The organism is Devosia chinhatensis, assembly GCF_000969445.1.
In the GTDB taxonomy this organism is placed as follows: domain Bacteria; phylum Pseudomonadota; class Alphaproteobacteria; order Rhizobiales; family Devosiaceae; genus Devosia; species Devosia chinhatensis.
Genome location: NZ_JZEY01000061.1, coordinates 833,710 through 849,931, shown reverse-complemented (window position 1 = coordinate 849,931; position 16,222 = coordinate 833,710). Strand labels below are relative to the sequence as shown.

At 64.4% G+C, this 16,222-nt stretch carries 16 protein-coding genes; 6 read left to right on the top strand and 10 right to left on the bottom strand.

All coding sequences use genetic code 11. From position 1 onward, the window contains the following. Window positions 1-4: 4 nt before the first annotated feature. Window positions 5-889: a UTP--glucose-1-phosphate uridylyltransferase GalU gene (gene galU / locus VE26_RS14535; RefSeq protein WP_046105883.1), complete on the bottom strand. Its 885-nt coding sequence runs from the start codon at window positions 887-889 to the stop codon at window positions 5-7. A gap of 100 nt (window positions 890-989) precedes the next feature. Between galU and galE the strand changes: the two genes are divergently transcribed. From galE to VE26_RS14520, 3 genes are all read left to right on the top strand, one after another. After that, window positions 990-1,976: a UDP-glucose 4-epimerase GalE gene (galE, locus tag VE26_RS14530; RefSeq protein ID WP_046105882.1), complete on the top strand. Its 987-nt coding sequence runs from the start codon at window positions 990-992 to the stop codon at window positions 1,974-1,976. 9 nt (window positions 1,977-1,985) lie between these two features. After that, entirely contained in the window at window positions 1,986-3,182 is a 1,197-nt protein-coding gene (locus VE26_RS14525; RefSeq protein WP_052715939.1) for a lytic murein transglycosylase, read from the top strand. A gap of 72 nt (window positions 3,183-3,254) precedes the next feature. Next, window positions 3,255-4,445 (top strand): SGNH/GDSL hydrolase family protein, encoded by a 1,191-nt coding sequence (locus tag VE26_RS14520; protein WP_046105881.1) that lies wholly within the window; start codon window positions 3,255-3,257, stop codon window positions 4,443-4,445. 212 nt (window positions 4,446-4,657) lie between these two features. Here VE26_RS14520 and VE26_RS14515 read toward each other — a convergent pair whose 3' ends face one another. The 4 genes from VE26_RS14515 to rsmI are packed head-to-tail and all read right to left on the bottom strand — an operon-like array spanning window position 4,658 to window position 7,539. Further along, entirely contained in the window at window positions 4,658-5,281 is a 624-nt protein-coding gene (locus VE26_RS14515) for a MarC family protein (protein ID WP_244465710.1), read from the bottom strand. Between the two features lie 60 nt (window positions 5,282-5,341). After that, the gene (gshB, locus tag VE26_RS14510) at window positions 5,342-6,286 is read right to left on the bottom strand and encodes a glutathione synthase (RefSeq protein ID WP_046105880.1); all 945 of its coding nucleotides are present in this window, start codon (window positions 6,284-6,286) and stop codon (window positions 5,342-5,344) included. Between the two features lie 10 nt (window positions 6,287-6,296). Continuing rightward, window positions 6,297-6,683 carry a YraN family protein gene (locus VE26_RS14505; RefSeq protein WP_046106395.1) on the bottom strand — a complete coding sequence of 129 codons (387 nt, stop codon included), beginning with the start codon at window positions 6,681-6,683 and terminating at the stop codon, window positions 6,297-6,299. Next, window positions 6,652-7,539: a 16S rRNA (cytidine(1402)-2'-O)-methyltransferase gene (gene rsmI / locus VE26_RS14500; protein ID WP_046105879.1), complete on the bottom strand. Its 888-nt coding sequence runs from the start codon at window positions 7,537-7,539 to the stop codon at window positions 6,652-6,654. The genes VE26_RS14505 and rsmI overlap by 32 nt, the downstream gene beginning before the upstream one ends. An 83-nt stretch (window positions 7,540-7,622) precedes the next feature. On the opposite strand from rsmI, the gene VE26_RS14495 reads away from it, so the two are divergent. Next, window positions 7,623-8,879, top strand: coding sequence for a penicillin-binding protein activator (locus VE26_RS14495; RefSeq protein WP_152658861.1), 1,257 nt, complete (start codon window positions 7,623-7,625; stop codon window positions 8,877-8,879). Between the two features lie 32 nt (window positions 8,880-8,911). On the opposite strand, the gene hemW is transcribed toward VE26_RS14495, so the two are convergent. From hemW to rph, 3 genes are all read right to left on the bottom strand, one after another. Further along, window positions 8,912-10,066 (bottom strand): radical SAM family heme chaperone HemW, encoded by a 1,155-nt coding sequence (gene hemW, locus VE26_RS14490; protein ID WP_046105877.1) that lies wholly within the window; start codon window positions 10,064-10,066, stop codon window positions 8,912-8,914. Window positions 10,067-10,153: 87 nt separating this feature from the next. Continuing rightward, window positions 10,154-10,801: a non-canonical purine NTP pyrophosphatase gene (locus VE26_RS14485; protein WP_046105876.1), complete on the bottom strand. Its 648-nt coding sequence runs from the start codon at window positions 10,799-10,801 to the stop codon at window positions 10,154-10,156. 208 nt (window positions 10,802-11,009) lie between these two features. Next, window positions 11,010-11,726 (bottom strand): ribonuclease PH, encoded by a 717-nt coding sequence (gene rph, locus VE26_RS14475; protein ID WP_046105874.1) that lies wholly within the window; start codon window positions 11,724-11,726, stop codon window positions 11,010-11,012. A gap of 140 nt (window positions 11,727-11,866) precedes the next feature. Between rph and hrcA the strand changes: the two genes are divergently transcribed. Both hrcA and grpE read left to right on the top strand, forming a co-directional pair. Further along, entirely contained in the window at window positions 11,867-12,943 is a 1,077-nt protein-coding gene (gene hrcA / locus VE26_RS14470) for a heat-inducible transcriptional repressor HrcA (protein ID WP_046105873.1), read from the top strand. A 144-nt stretch (window positions 12,944-13,087) separates the two neighbouring features. Then, window positions 13,088-13,687 (top strand): nucleotide exchange factor GrpE, encoded by a 600-nt coding sequence (gene grpE / locus VE26_RS14465; RefSeq protein ID WP_046105872.1) that lies wholly within the window; start codon window positions 13,088-13,090, stop codon window positions 13,685-13,687. A 131-nt stretch (window positions 13,688-13,818) separates the two neighbouring features. On the opposite strand, the gene pncA is transcribed toward grpE, so the two are convergent. Both pncA and pabB read right to left on the bottom strand, forming a co-directional pair. Further along, entirely contained in the window at window positions 13,819-14,451 is a 633-nt protein-coding gene (pncA, locus tag VE26_RS14460; RefSeq protein ID WP_046105871.1) for a bifunctional nicotinamidase/pyrazinamidase, read from the bottom strand. Then, a complete protein-coding gene (gene pabB, locus VE26_RS14455; RefSeq protein ID WP_046105870.1) occupies window positions 14,432-16,222 on the bottom strand; it encodes an aminodeoxychorismate synthase component I in 1,791 nt (596 codons plus the stop codon). The genes pncA and pabB overlap by 20 nt, the downstream gene beginning before the upstream one ends.

Here is a 16,222-nt window from a genome sequence, read left to right as displayed (position 1 = left end):
GCTCTCAGAGCCTTTCCTCGAGATCGAGCTTACGCAATTCCTTGAGGAAACCGTCGCGGATATCGTCCCTGTCGAGGGCGAAGACAACATTGGCCGTCAGGAAGCCCAACTTGGCGCCGCAGTCAAACACCTTGCCCTCGTATTTGACCCCGGAAAACTTCTGGCGCTGCATCAGGGTCTGCATGGCATCGGTGAGCTGGATCTCGCCGCCAGCGCCCTTGGTCTGCTCGGCCAGAAGCGAGAAGATCTCGGGCTGGAGGATATAGCGACCGGAGATGAACAGGTTCGAGGGGGCATCCTCGCGTTTGGGCTTTTCGACCATGCCATCGATGTCGAAGCCGCGATCATCACCTGCTCCGCGTACGACGAGGCCATAGGACGACACGTCGGCCCAGTCGCATTCCTCGACACCCACGATATTGCCGCCGCGCTCATTATAGCTGTCCATCATCTGCCTGAGCACGCCGGGCTTTGCGCGAAAAACCATGTCGGGCAGAAGCAGAGCGAAGGGCTGATCGCCGACAATGTCGCGTGCGCACCAGACCGCGTGGCCCAGGCCCAAGGGCTCCTGCTGGCGGGTGAAGCTGGTCCGCCCGGCCGAAGGCAGGTCTTGGCGCAGTTCGTCCAGGGCCGGCGTTTTGCCCCGGGCTTCCAGGGTCGCCTCCAGTTCGAACTGGCGGTCGAAGTGATCTTCAATGACGCCCTTGTTGCGGCCGGTGACGAAGACGAAATGCTCAATGCCGGCCTCGCGGGCTTCGTCGACGGCATACTGGATCAGTGGACGATCCACCACTGTCAGCATTTCCTTGGGCATGGCCTTGGTGGCCGGCAGGAACCGGGTGCCGAGGCCGGCGACAGGAAAAACGGCGGTGCGGACGCGTCTGGACACGTATGATATCTCCCTTGGCAAAGTATGCGGACGTAAAGCTAAATCAACGTATGGCCCATATCGTTGCGCGCGAATTTCACTCTTCGACAGGAACCATAGCATGACCGTCCTGGTAACCGGCGGGGCCGGCTATATCGGCAGCCACATGGTGCTCAACCTCACCGACGCGGGCGAAGACGTCGTGGTGCTCGACAATCTGGTGACCGGCTTTGACTGGGCCATTGACGGGCGTGCCCACTTTGAGGTGGGCGATGCCGGCGACATCGATCTGGTTTGCCGGCTCATCGAAAAATACGGCATCTCCGAGATCGTGCATTTCGCCGGCTCCATCGTCGTGCCGGAATCGGTCAGCAATCCGCTCAAATATTATGCCAACAACACTACCACCTCTCGCAACCTGATCGAGGCGGCCGTCAGGGGTGGGGTCAAGCATTTCCTGTTTTCCTCCACCGCGGCCGTCTATGGCATGACCGGGCTGGCCCCGGTGGTCGAGGAAACTCCGCTCCAGCCGCTCTCGCCCTATGGCCGGTCCAAACTGATGACCGAATGGATGCTGGCTGACGTGGCCGCAGCCCATCCCATCACCTATGGCGTCTTGCGGTATTTCAACGTTGCTGGCGCCGACCCCGGCAAGCGCTCGGGCCAATCGACGCCCGAAGCCACGCATCTGATCAAGGTGGCCTGCCAGACAGCGCTGGGCCAGCGCGAGAAAATGAACATTTTCGGCACCGATTACGAGACGCCGGACGGCACCTGCGTGCGTGACTATATCCACGTCACCGACCTGATCGCGGCCCATAGCCTGCTTCTGGGCCATCTGCGCCGGGGTGGCGAGAGCACAACGCTCAATTGCGCCTATGGCAGGGGCTATTCGGTGCGCGAAGTGGTCGATACGGTTCGTGCCGTATCGGGCGTCGCGCTGCGGGCCGACGAAGCCCCGCGCCGGGCCGGCGACCCGGCCTCGATCACCGCGACGGGCGAAAAGGTACGCCAGCTCCTGGGCTGGGCGCCCCAGCACGACGACCTCCGCGAAATCGTCGAAACCGCCTATGCCTGGGAACGCCACCTCATGACCCGAAACCGATAGGGGACAGCGATGCGGCTGGCGGCTCTGTTCTGGCTTCTGCTTTGCGGCGCTGCACTCGCACAGCCGCAGGACAGCTTTGAGACCTTCATCGCCCAGTTCCGCGCCGAGGCGTTGGGCAATGGTGTTTCCGCCAGTGTCTATGACCGGCTGACTTCGGGTCTGACGCCCGATCCGCGCGTGCCTTCACTGGTCGAAACCCAGCCCGAATTCACCACGCCGGTCTGGGATTATCTCGACACGAGGCTGACCAATGGTCGCATCGAGCGAGGCCGGGCCGCTTTAGCGCGCCATTCGGCGCTCTTTGCCGCGATCGGGGCACGCTATGGCGTCGACCCCTTCTTGCTTGGCGCCATCTGGGGCATGGAAACCGATTACGGCGCGGTGCTTTCCAATGAAGGTCTGATCCGCCCCATTGTGCGTTCGCTGGCGACGGTGGCCTGGCAGAGGCGCAGCCGGTTCATCGAGGACAAGGCCGATTTTATCGCCGCACTAAAACTTGCGGCCGCCAATGACGGCGTGTCGCCGGTCGGCTCCTGGGCCGGAGCGATCGGGCATCTGCAGGTCAATCCCAGCAATGTTCTGGCCAATGGCACCGACGGGGATGGCGATGGGCGTGTCGATCTGCACGCGTCGCTGCCCGATGCCCTGGCCACCAGCGCCGTCTATCTGCGGCGGCTCGGCTATCAACCGGGCTTCGACTGGGGTTTCGAGGTTCGCGTGCCTGATGGTTTCGATCTGCTTCTGGCCAATCGTGACGCCCTGCGGCCAATCAGCTTTTTTGCCGAACGGGGTATCGAGCGTGTCTCAGGGCGCGCCTTCAGCGATCCATCCGTTCCGGTCTTTCTCTATCTCCCAGCGGGGCAGCGGGGACCGGCGTTTTTGATGACCGGCAATTATCTGGTGCTCAAGGGCTATAACTTCTCCGACAGCTATGCGCTGGCCGTGGCGCACCTGACGGACAGGCTCAAGGGCGGCGGACCTTTTATCGCGCCCTGGCCGCGCGAAACGCGCTTTCCCGATCTGGGGCAGCGTCAAGCCATCCAAGATGCTCTCAAGTCTCTGGGCCTTTATGACGGCGCCGTCGACGGCCGGATCGGCCCCATTACCCAGGCAGCCTATGCCCGTTTCCAAGCCTTGCAGGGCGAACCGGCCGATGGTTTCGTGACCCGCGCGGCCTATGAGGCCCTGATGCGCGCCACCCGGTAACGGCCGCGGGAGCGCCGTGGCCTTGGCTCAGGCCAGGTGCTAGAACGCGAGACAGAACAACTGGACGTGTCGATGAAGCGCTTTTTCCTGGTCTTTCTGGTCTGCCTCGTTGCTTTGACGGATGCGACGCCCATACTGGCGCAGGCGCAATCGGACGAACGCGTGCTGGTTGCCCAGCAGTCCGAGCCGCGGCGACGCACCCTGTTCGACCTGCTCTTTGGCGAGGAACCGGCACCGCGCGCCCCGGTGCAGCAATCCCAGCCTCGCCAGAGCGCTCCGGCGCGGGCACCGGCTCCGCCGGCTTCCGCAGCCCTGCCGCCACCCAAGCCCACTATCGACAAGGCCGCGGACGCGACGCGGCTCGCCGTGTTCGGAGACTCCCTAGCCATCGACCTGTCGCGGGCCCTGGAGCGCTTTTATGCAGAGGATCCCAATCTCGTCGTCCTGGGGCAGGGCGTCAGCTCATCCGGCTTCGTGCGGGACGACTACTTCGACTGGAACGGAGCGCTGGCCGAGCAGATTGCGGAAGACAGCTTCGACATTGCCGTGGTGATCATCGGCATCAACGACCGGCAGGAAATCCGCGCCAACGGGCAGACCTATCCGGCGCTAAGCGAGGGCTGGACCAATGCATACCAGTCGAGGCTCAACGGCTTTCTGGGGCAATTGCGGGCGGCCCGCAAGCCGGTGATCTGGCTGGGCCTGCCGCCCATGTCGCGTTCGGAATATTCCGCCGCCATTACCCAGATCAGCGCCTTGCAGAAGCTGGCGGCCTTCTCGGCCGGAGCCGAATTTCTCGATATCTATGATCGTTTCGTCGGCGAGGATGGCCGCTATTCCGCCTATGGACCCGATGTCAGCGGGCAGAACGCGCTCATGCGCAAGGATGACGGCATCCATTTTTCCAGCGCCGGATCGGACAAGGTGGCCTTTTATATCAGCCAGTCCATTCGCACCTTCTATCGCGGAGGCGGCATCAGCCTTGCGATCGCCGATCCGCTCAACGGCACCGATGCGGCCAGCCTGTTGCGGCCACCTTATCAGGGGCTGGGCCAGATCCGACTTCTGGAAGTTGCCGGCGCAGTCATTCCGCTCAGCCGGGTCCCGCAAAGAGCAAATGACCTGGTCATGGCCGCAGGGACGCAGCCGAACACGCAGGGCTTCTCGCTAGAGCAATTGTTTAAGGCGCCAGCGGGTCGCGTCGATGCCTTCGGCGTGGGCATCAGTGCCGACAGCCCGGATGAGACGGCTGTTCCTCAGTAGACGGCAGCGGCGACCGGGACCGGGCGGCTATTGATGGCGTTGGATGGTGCTGTCGCCATCATGGCGACGATCAACAGAAACAGGGCTGCAGCCAGACGCATGTGAAGCCTCCCACGACAATGCTGGAGGATTTGTGCGTCCGGCCGGTTCCTGGGTCAACGACAGGCTTAAGAAAGACTTAATGCCGCAATTTGCCATAAAGGCCGGCGATCTCAGCCCAGGAGACCGCTGGCCCTGATACCGTCGAAAACGAACTGCACTGCCAGCGCGGCGAGAAGAATGCCGACGACGCGCGACACCACCGAAAGGCCGGTGAGGCCCAGCAGCCGCTGGATGGGAATGGCGATCAGAAGCGTCAGCCAGCACAGCGCCAGGATCACGACGATGGCTGCCAAGACCAGCCAGAATTCGAGATCGCTTTGCGCGCCGGTCGTCAGCAGGATCACCGCACTGATGGCGCCGGGCCCGGCCATGAGCGGCATGGCGAGGGGAAAGACGGAAATGTCGTGGCTCTGGCGGGCCTCGATCTCTTCCTCATCGGTGGTGCCGGTGCCCCCGGAATGCCGGGCAAAGACCATGTCGATGGCGATCAGCAGCAGCAGAATGCCGCCGGCCGTGCGCAGGGCGGGGATGGTGATGCCGAAGACATCGAGAATGGCATTGCCCAGGACCGCGAAGAACAACAGGATTGCCAGCGCCACCAGCACGCCGCGCGTGGCAAAGGTGCGGCGCTGGGCTGCCGTATTATCCTTGGTCAGAGCGGCAAAGATAAAGGCGATGTCGGCGACGCCCACCGTGGCGAACAAGGTGGCGAATGCGACGAGGAATGTGTTCATGATCGTCCCCGGACCCAAAGCCCACGACTAGGGCATTTGGGTCCGTCCGCCAAGCCCGGCTCAGCCGCGCCGTTTTTCGATAGCGTCCCAGATGAGTACCGCAATATCCGGGCCGCCAAAGCGCTTGATCTCGCGGATGCCGGTGGGCGAGGTGACGTTGATTTCGGTGAGATAGCCGCCGATCACGTCGATGCCGACAAAGATCATGTCCCGCTCCTTGAGCGCCGGGCCGATGGCCGCACAAATCTCCTGTTCGCGCGCGGTGAGGGGCGACAGTTCGGGACGACCACCCACATGCATGTTGGAGCGCGCCTCGCCATCGGCCGGGATGCGGTTGAGGCCCATGACCGGTTCGCCATCGATGATAATGATGCGCTTGTCGCCCTTGCGGACGTCGGGCAGGTAGCGCTGCACCATGAAGGGTTCGCGGTAATTGGCTTCGAACAATTCGAGCAGGCTGGCGAGATTGTGGTCGCCTTCCTGGATGAAGAAGACGCCGGCGCCGCCATTGCCGTAGAGCGGCTTGACGATGATGTTGCCGTGTTGCTTGCGGAAGGCCTGGATTTCGGCCCGGTCACGGGTCACCAAAGTGGGCGGCATCAATTCGGGAAATTCGGTGACGAGGATTTTTTCTGGCGCATTGCGCACGGCGGCAGGCGGATTGACCACCAGGGTCTTGGGGTGGAGACGCTCGAGCAGATGCGTGAGCGTGATATAGTTCATGTCGAAGGGCGGGTCTTGGCGCATCAGCACCACGTCCTGGGTCGAAAGATCGACGCGCCGCGCGTCTCCGAGCGTAAAGTGCAGGCCCTTTTCGGCATCGGTGACGGTGATCGGCTGGGCCAGCGCGGAGACGACGCTGCCGTTCAGCGAGAGTGTGTCGGGCGTATAATGGAGCAGCTCATGCCCGCGCGCCTGCGCCTCCAGCATCATGGCGAAGGTCGAATCGCCCTTTGGATTGATGGTGGCGACGTGGTCCATCTGGACGGCGACTTTGAGGCTCATGGGGGATCACTCAGACAGCGGAAAAGGCATTGATGAGATGGCGCGGCCAGCGGCCGGGTGCAAGGAAAATCACGTCGAAGCGCATGTCCTTGCCGCTTTCGGAAGGGTGGCGGGTGAGCCAGTACTGCGCGGCGCGGGCGATGCGCGCCTGGTTGACCGCGCCCAGGGCCGTAGCCTCATCAGCCCGGCGGCTACGGCTTTTGACCTCGATGAAGACGATGGTGCCGTGCTTTTCCGCGATGATATCAATCTCACCCACGGGCGTGCGAAAGCGGGTTTGCCGCAGGCGATAGAGCTTGGCCTGAAGGAACAGAGTGGCGAGCCTTTCGCCGCGATGACCGCGTTTTTCGGCCGCAAGGCGCCGCTCAGCCGGCGGATTTGAGCGCGAGCGCGGCATCATAGACTTCCTTGCGCTTAAGGCCGAACCGACCGGACACCTCGTCCACAGCGGCCCTAAGGGGCTGGATTTGCATAGCTTTCCTGAGGGCTGCCTGCCAATCTTCGGCCGCGGGAGCACTGGGTTCGGCGGCGCCGGCTACGACGATGACCGCTTCGCCCTTGGTTTCGGTATCCGCAAAGTCGGCGGCCAAGGCGCCAAGGGTGCCCCGATGGGTGCGCTCGAAGCGCTTGGTCAGTTCCAAGGCAACGACTGCCTGGCGCTCGCCGAGGATTTCGGCCATGGCGCTCAAAGTGTCGGCGAGGCGGCGGGGGCTCTCGTAGAAGATCAATGTTTCACGTGAATCGACGTGCTTTTTCAAAGTGTTGGCCCGCGCGCCGGCTTTGGGGGGCAAAAAGCCGTGAAAGGCGAAAGCGTCGGTGGGGAGACCCGCCACGACCAAAGCGGAAAGCAGAGCCGAGGCGCCGGGAATGGGAAAGACCGGCAGGTTCTGCTCGGCCAGGGCGCGGATCAGGGGGAAGCCGGGATCGGAAAGGAGCGGGGTTCCGGCATCGGAAATCAGCGCGATCGCGGCGCCCGAGGCGATGCGCCCGGCGATGTCCTCGGCCTTGCCGCGCTCGTTATGTTCATGAAATGCCTGCTTTTTTCCCGTTATGCCGTAATGGTCGAGGAGACGGGCGGAGGTGCGGGTATCTTCGCAGAGAATGAGATCGGCGGCGGCCAGGGTCTCCAGCGCCCGCACGGTAATGTCGCGCAGATTGCCGATCGGGGTGGCCACGACATAAAGGCCGGGGGCCAGGCTGGGCGCGGCAAAGCGATTGCCGGCGATGAAATAGTCCCTGCTCTCAGCGCTCATCGTCGGCCTTTCTCGTCTCAATGCTTGATTAACGAATTGGAGGGACTTTGTTAACAGACTGTGCACGTTGAGGATCGCATCCCGTGGGTAATGACGCGAAAGCGACAAACTGGACGCGCCGCTCGGTGATGATCGGGCTGGCCACGATTCTTGCCGGGTGTTCGGGCGGGACATTTCAACTGGGTTCGCGCAACTTGACCCTGCCCTGGGGCACGGGAAGCGCGGGAGCGGGGAGCTCACCTGGCGGGGGCGCCACGGGAACTCCGATCACCCCGATGCCGTCGGGTAATGCCCAGCGCTTCGGGCGCGGGCCGGTACCGGTGGCGCTGATCTTGCCGCTGTCGGGCGAGCCGGCGCTGGCGCAATTGGGAACGGCCCTGGCCAATGCCAGCCGGCTGGCCATCGGCTTCATCGAGGCCAGCCCCACGATCGGGGAGAACATCACCATCTTTCTGCGCGATAGCGGCACGAGCCCGGCAGGCGCGGCCAGCGCCGCGAGCGCGGCGATCCGGGATGGCGCCAGGCTGGTGCTGGGGCCGGTGACTGCCGAGCAGATCAGCGCGGCGGCCAGTGTCACGCGGGCAGCCAATATTCCGCTGATCGGCTTTGCCAATAATGGCGCGGTCGCGGGACCCAATGTCTATGTGCTCAACGTCCTGCCCGATACCGAGATGAAGCGGGCCATGGTCTATATCCGCGACCAGGGGCGGCGCGGACCGGCGGGCGTCTTTCCGGCCACGCCCTATGGCGAGGCGCTGGCCATGGCCTTCCGCCAACAGGCCATCGCCGCGGGATTTTCACCGGGCGCCGTCTATACTTTTTCCGACGTGTCGGAAGCGCAGGGCATCATCAACCAGGCCAAGCCGCAGATGGAGAGCGGCATGATCGATGCGCTGTTCCTGCCGGACCGGGCCAGCGCCGCGCGTTTTGCCGCGCTGGTGGCGCAGACCGGCGTGGACAAGGACTTCGTGCAATTGGTGGGCTCGGCCGATTGGGCGAACGATCCTGCGCTGCTGGCCGATCCGGCGCTGCGCGGTGCGATCTTTCCGGCAGTCGACGACGCCGGGCTCAATGCCATCCGCCCCGATTACCAGCGCCAGTTCGGCGCCGCGCCACCGCAAATGGCGACCATCGCCTATACGGCGACGATCCTGGCCAATGTGAACACGCTGTCGCTGGCCAATCCGCCCTATAGCCAGGCGCTGCTGACCAATCCATCCGGCTTTGCCGGACGAGACGGGCTCTTCCGCTTCAACGCCAATGGGCGCAGCGATTATGCCCTCGTGATCAGGCAGATCGGGTCCGGGGGTGCGACGACGCTGGACGCGGCCAAGCTCTGACGGCCTGACCAATAGCACTTTCCTGATTCAGGTCAGGCTGCGAGATCCGCCACGACGGCGTCGAGAACCGGGAAGCCTTTCTCGGTGACGCGCAGATTGCCGTTGGGCAGGGTTTCGAGGAAACCGTAGCCCTTGAGGGCCTCGATCTGCTTTTCGGCAATGCCGCGGCCAGAAATGGCCATGAAGCGGGAGGGGGAAATACCCTCCTTGAGCCGCAGGCCCATGACCAGATATTCGTCGCCCTGTTCTTCCCAGGTCAGGACGTCGTCGGTGACCATGCCGTGGCCCTGCTCGGTGACACGCCTGAGCCAGTCGAAGGGCATGCGCTCGGTGGCGGTGGCATGGCGCTGGTGATTGACCATAAGGCGCCCATGGGCCCCCGGGCCGATGCCGGCATATTCGCCATAGCGCCAGTAGAGCATGTTGTGGCGGCTTTCCTGGCCCGGCACGGCATGGTTGGAAATCTCATAGGCCGGCATGCCGGCCTGGGCCGTCAGTTCCTGGGTCAGTTCGTAGAAATCGGCAGACAGGTCTTCGTTGGGCATGGCGAGCTTGCCGGCCTGGTGCAGGTCGAAATAGCGCGTGCCCTGCTCGATGGTCAGCTGGTAGAGGCTGATATGGCCGCGCGCCAGCCACAGCGCCTCCTTGAGCTCGTCTTCCCAGTCCTCGAGCGTCTGCTTGGGGCGGGCATAGATGAGATCGAAGCTGGAGCGGTCGAACACCGACTGGGCGATGCGCACCGCGGCAACGGCTTCTTCGACGGTGTGACGACGACCCAGTTCGGCCAATGGGCCGGGACGCAGCGATTGCACGCCGAGCGAAACGCGGTTGATGCCGGCGGCACGGAACCCCCTGAAGCGATCCACTTCCACCGAAGTGGGATTGGCTTCGAGCGTAATCTCGGCATTGCGGTCGATCTGCCATTCCTCGGCGATGGCATCGAGGATGGTGCCGACGGCCTTGGGACTCATCAGCGAGGGTGTGCCTCCGCCAAAGAAGATCGACTGCACCAGCCGGCCGGGCGAGAGCGCGGCCATATGGGCGATTTCGCGCTTGTAGCCCTCAACGAAAGCGTCCTCGTCGAAGGCGCCGCGATGGACATGGGAGTTGAAGTCGCAATAGGGGCACTTGGCCGCGCAGAAGGGCCAATGGACGTAAATGCCGAAAAGATCGTTGGGATTGGTCATGGCCTCAGTCCCTTGAGCATCGCTCTCATGGCTCCAGCGGGCTGAAAGGCTCCAGGGGAGCTTTTCATCGACGATGTCGACCGAGCGCTAAGCATGATCGATCTGGTTCTCCACGAATTGCGCGAAAGCCCTTGCGCGGTGGGAGAGGCCCTGCTGGCCCGGCGACCAGGAATGCTTGGTCTCGGCCGCCATTTCGCCGAAGGTGATGTCGTGCCCATCGGGCATGAACATGGGGTCATAGCCATGGCCCATCTCGCCGCGCGGCGGCCAGATCAGCGTGCCGTCGCACCTGCCGACATAGAGCACGTCGCGGCCATCGGGATGGGCAAGGCACAATGTGGCGTTGAACGAGGCGCGGCGCTGGCCCGGCGTATTGGCGCCGGCCGCCTGCAGCGCGTCTTCCACCCGCTTCATGGCGCGGTTGAAGTCGCGGGGCACGCCGGCCCAGTCGGCGGTATAGACACCCGGATCGCCGCCCAGCGCATCGACGCAGAGGCCCGAATCATCGCTCAAGGCCAGCATATTGGCGCCGCTGGCCGCAGCATGAGCCTTGGTCCGGGCATTTTGGGCAAAGGTGGTGCCGGTTTCCTCGGGTTCGGGCAGGCCGAGTTCGCCCGCCGAGACCAGATCGAGACCGAAGGGGGCGAACAGCTCGCGGAATTCGGTGAGCTTGCCGGCATTGTGCGTGGCGATGCAAAGGCGCGTGCCGGGTCGCAGACGGGGGATGACGGTCATTTGCTGGCTCCCTCGAGGGCGCGCTGGATGTCGTTCCAGATGGGGCAATCGTGTTCGGAAAAGGCGCCCTCACCCGGCCCTGCGGCCAGACCTTTCGCCCGAAGGGGAAGGTGGCGCTGCCGCGCGGGTCGTGCACCACTTGCCTCTCCCCGGGGGGAGAGGTCGACCGCGAAGCCGGCGGGTGAGGGGGCCATTTTCCGGAACAGCATCATGCGCCCAAAGCTGCCTTCTGCATGGCGCTCAGGTCGCCGATGCCCTGTTCGGCTAGGGTCATAAGGCTTTCGAGTTCCGCGCGCGAAAAGGGCGCGCCCTCGGCGGTGCCCTGGATTTCCACGAACTTGCCCGAGCCGGTCATGACGAAATTGGCGTCGGTCTCGGCCTCGACGTCCTCGAGGTAATCGAGATCGAGCACGGGCGTGCCGCGATAGATGCCGCAGGAGACGGCGGCGACGCTGTCGCGCAGCACCTGCCCCTTGGTGAGCTTGCGCTCTTCCATCCATTTGATGGCATCTGCCAGAGCCACATAGGCGCCGGTGATCGAGGCGGTGCGGGTGCCGCCATCGGCTTCGAGCACGTCGCAGTCGAGCGTGACCTGAACTTCGCCCAGAGCCTCGAGATCGACCACGGCGCGCAGGGACCGGCCGATCAGGCGCTGGATTTCCTGGGTGCGGCCGGACTGCTTGCCGGCAGTCGCCTCGCGGCGGGTGCGCGAGCCGGTGGCGCGGGGCAGCATGCCATATTCGGCGGTGACCCAGCCCTTGCCCTTGCCGCGCAGCCAGCCGGGAACCGAAGTCTCGACCGAGGCGGTGCACAGGACCCTGGTATTGCCGTAGGCGACGATGCACGAGCCTTCGGCCTTCATGGCGACGTTTCGATCAAGGGTCACTGCCCGCATATCGGAGGGCTGACGGCCGGAAGGGCGCATATCGGGTCCAGTCTCTGGTGGCGTTAACCGCGTCTTAACCCTCATCGGACCCGCCCACAAGCGCCCGGCGCTTGGCGGCTGGGGAGGAAGGGCTTAAATGAAGGGCCAAGGTTAAAGCGGACGATTTTAGTCAAACCCAGATGACCAGACCTGCAGAAGACTTTCTCTCGGTGCTCAATTCCCGCAGCCAGGACATCTTTCGGCGGCTGGTGGAGCGCTATCTCGATACCGGGCTGCCGGTGGGATCGCGCGATCTCAGCCGGCTGCTGCAGGTGGAGCTGTCGCCCGCATCGGTGCGCAATGTCATGGCCGACCTCGAGGACCTGGGCCTGATCGCGGCGCCCCATACTTCGGCAGGACGCGCGCCGACCCAGCAGGGCCTGCGCTTTTTCGTCGACGCCATGCTCGAAGTGGGCGCGGTGGACGAAAGCGAGCGCAGCCAGATTTCCCGCCATATCGAGGGCAGCGCCGGCCAGGGCAAGGTCGAGGATTTCCTGACCGAGGCATCTTCGCTGCTGTCCGGCCTCAGCCAGGGCGCCGGGGTGGTCATCGCGGCCAAGGCCGACATGGTGCTCAAGCATATCGAATTCGTGCGGCTCGATGCCGCCAGGGCCATGGCGATCCTGGTTGGCGAGGACGGGCAGGTGGAAAACCGCATTCTCGACCTGCCCCCGGGCCTGACTGCCAGCGCCCTCAGCCAGGCCGGCAATTACCTGGCCCATTACGTGGTGGGGCGGACGCTTTCGGAAGCGCGCAAGGCGCTCAACGACCGCCGGGCCGAGCAGCGCGCCGAACTGGACGAGCTGACACAGCGCCTGGTGGATGCCGGCATCGCCACGCTCACCGATCCGAAGGGCAATGGCGCGCCCACCGTCATCGTACGGGGACGAGCCAACCTCATCAACGACGCCATGGCCAGCGACGAGCTGATGCGCATGCGTCAATTGTTCGACGCGCTGGAAAGCAAGGACGGGCTCCTCGACCTGCTGGGCGATGCCGAGCGGGCGCAGGGCGTGCGCATCTTCATCGGCTCGGAAAACAAGCTGTTCTCGCTTTCGGGCTCATCGGTCATCCTCAGCCCCTACAAGGACGCCAATGACCGGATCGTGGGCGTATTGGGGGTGATCGGGCCGACCCGGCTCAATTACGCGCGCATCGTGCCGGTGGTCGACTACACCGCCAACGTCATCTCGGCGATGATGGCGCGCAAGCGCTGACGGCCTTATGCGTGACCAGATGATGCTTGCATGACCCTGGTGCCGAGAGCAATTTTGCATTCCGCGCGGCGATACGCTTGAATTGAGCCCCGCCTTGGCCGATATGGCAGGCAACAGAGTTCACCTTTCACGGAAGAAGACGACATGAGCGACGAAAACGCCGCCCAGGGCGACATGCCGGAAATCGAAGTGCCGGTCACCGAAACGCCAGAGGTCGATCCGGTCGAGGCCCTTGCGGCCGAAAATGCCGAGCTCAAGGACAAGCTGCTGCGCACGGTCGCGGAGATGGAAAACCTGCGCAAGCGCACCGAGCGGGACGTCAGCGATACGCGCTCCTATGCGATTGCCGGCTTTGCCCGCGACATGCTGAGCGCCACGGACGCACTGAGCCGGGCGCTGGTGGTCATTCCTGCGGAAACGCGCGAGACCGCCGAAGGCACGCTCAAGAGCCTGATCGAGGGCATCGAGCTGGCCGAACGGGAAACCCAGCGCCTGCTCGCCAAGCATGGCGTCAAGCGCATCGAGGCAGCCGGGCAGAAATTCGATCCGCACAAGCACCAGGCCATGTTCGAAGTGCCGAACCCCGAGGTTCCCGAGGGCACGGTGGTGCAGGTGGTGCAGGAAGGCTTTGCCATCGGCGAGCGCGTGCTGCGCCCGGCCATGGTGGGCGTCGCCAAGGGCGGCAGCGCCAGCGCTGCGCCGGCTCCCGAGGCCGGTGACGACGGCGTCGACAAGAGCGCGTGAGCGCCTAGCAACGGGTTTGAAGGGGCGCCGGCAGGCGCCCTTTTCTATTGCCCCGCCATTCGAGCATAGCTCTCATGGCGTTTCTCGCTAAAAATCGTTCCAATGGAGCGATTTAGCCTGCGGCACGCGAGCTAGCCCAATATTTCCCGGCTCTGGATGCGCTCTATGCCAGCCTCTTCCATATCGGCCCAGGCCCGGGCCAGCGAGCCGTCGGAATCGATGGCGCGGGTCGCATCCTCGATCACCGTGACGTCGAAGCCGCCGGCGGCGCCGTCCAGGGCCGTCCAGGCGACGCAGAAATCGGTGGCGAGGCCCACGACGAAAATCCGGCCGAGATCGCGCTCGCCCAGATAGCCGGCAAGCCCGGTCAGCGTCTGCCGGTCGGCTTCCTGGAAACCGGAATAGGAATCGATGGCGCGATTATAGCCCTTGCGGATGACGAGCTGGGCATGGGGGATGTCGAGATCGGCAGAGATTTCGGCGCCATGACTGTTCCACACGCAATGGTCGGGCCAGAGGACCTGGGTGCCGTAATCGAGGTCGATGGTGTCGAAGGGGGCTTTGCCGGGATGCTGGCTGGCAAACGAGACGTGATCGGAGGGATGCCAGTCCTGGGTCAGCACCACATGGGTGAAGCGCCGCGCCAGCTGGTTGATCAGCGGCACGATCTCGTCGCCGCCGGCCACGGCGAGATTGCCGCCGGGCAGGAAATCATATTGCACGTCGACGACAAGAAGCACGTCGTCAGGCCGGATCTCGATCATGGTCTGTCCTTACCCATTCGGCCCGAACGAGGCCGCGTACGGAATTGCCCAGCCAGATTGCCTCGGCTTGGGCGAGGTCGGCAAGGGTGAGGCGGCTTTCCAGGGCCTCGCCACTGGCGATGAGCTCGGCCCGGAGCGTGCCCGGCAGGAGGCCGGCGGCGAGCGGCGGGGTGAGAAGCCGGCCAGCGCTGCCGATGAAGAGCGTGGTGAAGCTGCCCTCGGTCACCTCACCGCGCTCGTTACAGAACACGACTTCGTCGAGACCGTAAAGGTCATGGGCGCGCTGGCGCGGCTGGTCGTAGAAGGCGCGGTTGGTGGTCTTGTGGGCAAGCCAGAGCGAGCCGGAATCGAGCGGGTCGGGCGCGATGGCGAAGCGGAACTTTTCCGGGCTGGGCGGCAGAGGCGTCGCCGTGTGCTCCAGGCCGGACTCGCCCAAAGTGAGGCGCACCCGCATGGGGCCGGTCCAGTCACGAGCAGCATCGGCCAGATGGGTCTTAATTGCCGCGCGGGTCGTTGCCAGGTCGAAATAGGCAGAGGAGGCCAGGAGCCGGTCGAGATGGCGCTCGAGGAGCCAGTAGCCGCCCTCGGGGGTCCATTTCAGCGTCTCGATCAGGGTGACCGGCGGGGCGGGATCGGAGAGGAAGCGCAATTTGAGCAGGGCCTCGTCATATTCGGCATCGGCGGTGGAATCGGCGACGATGCCGCCACCCATGCCGATCTCGCCGCGCCCGGCGCTGTCGATGATGGCGGTGCGGATGGCGACGTTGAAGCTGAAATCGCCGTTGGGGGCGATATAGCCGATGGAGCCGGTGTAAAGGCCGCGCGGGCCGGCTTCGACCGCGGCGATGATCTCCATGGCGCGCAGCTTGGGCGCGCCGGTGATGGAGCCGCAGGGAAAGAGATTGTCGAGCACGTCGAGAATGCCGATGCCGGGGCGACGCCGCGCCTCGATACCCGAGGTCATGGTGTGAAGGCTGCGATAGGTCTCGACGGTAAAGAGATCGGTGACGCGCACGGAGCCGATTTCGGCGATGCGGCCGAGATCGTTGCGCAGCAGATCGACGATCATCAGGTTTTCGGCGCGGTTCTTCTCGTCGGCGGCAAGCGCGGCCCGGCCGGCCTCGTCATCGGCAAGGGTGAGGCCGCGCCGGCGCGTGCCCTTCATGGGCCGGGCGCGCAGAACCGGGCCGGTGCCCGAGACGAAGAGTTCGGGCGAGCGGGAGAGAACGCGGTGATCGCCGGCATCGATATAGGCGCCATAGGCGGTTTTCTGGCTTTGCGCGAGGATGCGGTAGAGCCCCAGCGGATCGCCCTCGAGACGGAAATCGGCCTTCATGGTCAGATTGACCTGATAGGTGTCTCCGGAGGCAATGAGCGCCTGCACATCGGCAAAAGCCCCAGCATAGGCATCGCGGTCGAGGCGGGGGCTAAGATCGTGGAGCGTGGCAGGCCCGGCCTCGGCCAAGAGCGCATCGATGGCGGCGGCGTCAGGGCGCCTTGGCGCGTCGTAAAGCCCGAACCAGAGAAGGGGGGTGTCGCTTTGCACCGGCAGCAGTGGGCTCAAGCGCTCTTCGAAGAGAAAGCCGAGCTCATAGGCAAAATAGCCGGCGGCCCAGAACCCCTCGGCGCCGGCTTCGGCGAGCCGCGCGAGCGCGGCGCGGGCCGCAGCGGCATCGTACGCGACAAGGATTTCCCGCGGCTCGGCAAAGAGCAGGCTCTGCCCGGAGGGGTCGAGATTGTCGTGCAGGAGAACGGTGCCGGGCGCGCGCAT